Consider the following 1248-nt stretch of genomic DNA (forward strand, 5'->3'; position numbering starts at 1 on the left):
GAACGTCCCGCTTCGCGGGACGTTCCCGAAAACCAGGACCAACCCCTACGAACCAGCCCCGCCAGGCTTGACGAAACAGATAGGGGCACCCCCCCTGTGGGGGAAGAGATCGCCCTGTGGCGCAAGGGACTCACCACGTCCCGTGGTACGTCTCCGCGGAGCCGTCAGCCGGCGGGGGCGGTGCCGCGCGTTTGATGCCGGAGGCCAGGCGGTAGGCGTCGGGCAGGTCGATCGCAGTGTCGGTGTGCCGCGTCATCAGCCCAGCTCGATGAGCTCCCGGAGCAGAGACGCCGGGTTGTCGACCCCCTGGGGGCACTCCCCTCGCTCTCGCTCTCGTCTTTCAGCTCTTTCGAGGCGAGTCGTACGACAGCGGTGCCGGAAGGCATGCCCACGCGTGCCGGTGGGCCCGGGCACCCGCGTTCCGGCTCACGTGCAACTGGGTACCGCTGAAATGCTCCAGGCCGGCGACCGTCGAGGTTGGTCGGCTCGGCGAACAGGTCCGCAAGCCAGAGCCGGCCGCCGTGAGTGTGGCCGGAGGCTGCAGGTCGACGCCGTGGCAGACGACGTCGTGGACGACGATGGGTGGTGGGTGAGGAAGGCATCTTCGTGCGGGTGTTTTCTACCGGACGCAGCCCCGGGTCCCGTACCTGCGGCGAGCCACTGCGTCACGAGGACACGTCTGTACGCACCGAGCCACCCGTGCCGACTGCTTGACGACCCCGCAGTGCGGGAACGCTTCGACGGTGGCCGGCGCCCGGGGGTGAGCGCCGACCGGTGATTCCACACATCTGCCGTCCTTGTTTCCGGCCGTGTGCGGGACTGCCGTCGACACCCGTCGACCAGGGCCGACCCGTCTCGGCCGTGACGCTCGTTTGACGCTCCGGGTACATGCAGGTCGCTTCTCGGGAGCGGTCACACTGTGTCTGACCTGCAGGTTCTCTGAATGCCACTTCCAGCGACGTCTTTCCGATGACCCATCATGTGGAGTGTGTCGCCATTCTCGAACCGGCCGCGAAGGTCTCCTGGCCTGTGGTTTTGTGCGTGCGCATTATGTGCGGTTGAGGTTCCCCCGAGATGCGGAGTGTGGTGACAGAGGGTCAGATGGTTTTCATGAGAGGAACATCGACCATGGTTGCCCCCAGGAAATACTCGCTCGAGTTGCGTGAGCGTGCGGTACGGATGTACCGCACCGCCGATCCGAAGCCGCCGATCAAGAAACTGGCCGTCGATCTCGGCGTGCATCCGGAG

General features: G+C 66.2%; 1 protein-coding gene. It reads right to left on the minus strand.

Going from position 1 to position 1248, the window contains the following annotated elements; genetic code table 11:
- Positions 1–130: 130 nt before the first annotated feature.
- Positions 131–256 (minus strand): hypothetical protein, encoded by a 126-nt coding sequence (locus ACIPEK_RS46710; RefSeq protein ID WP_402009155.1) that lies wholly within the window; start codon positions 254–256, stop codon positions 131–133.
- Between the last annotated feature and the right edge of the window lie 992 nt (positions 257–1248).

The organism is Streptomyces sp. NPDC088246 (genome assembly GCF_044741025.1).
Taxonomy (GTDB): Bacteria; Actinomycetota; Actinomycetes; order Streptomycetales; family Streptomycetaceae; genus Streptomyces.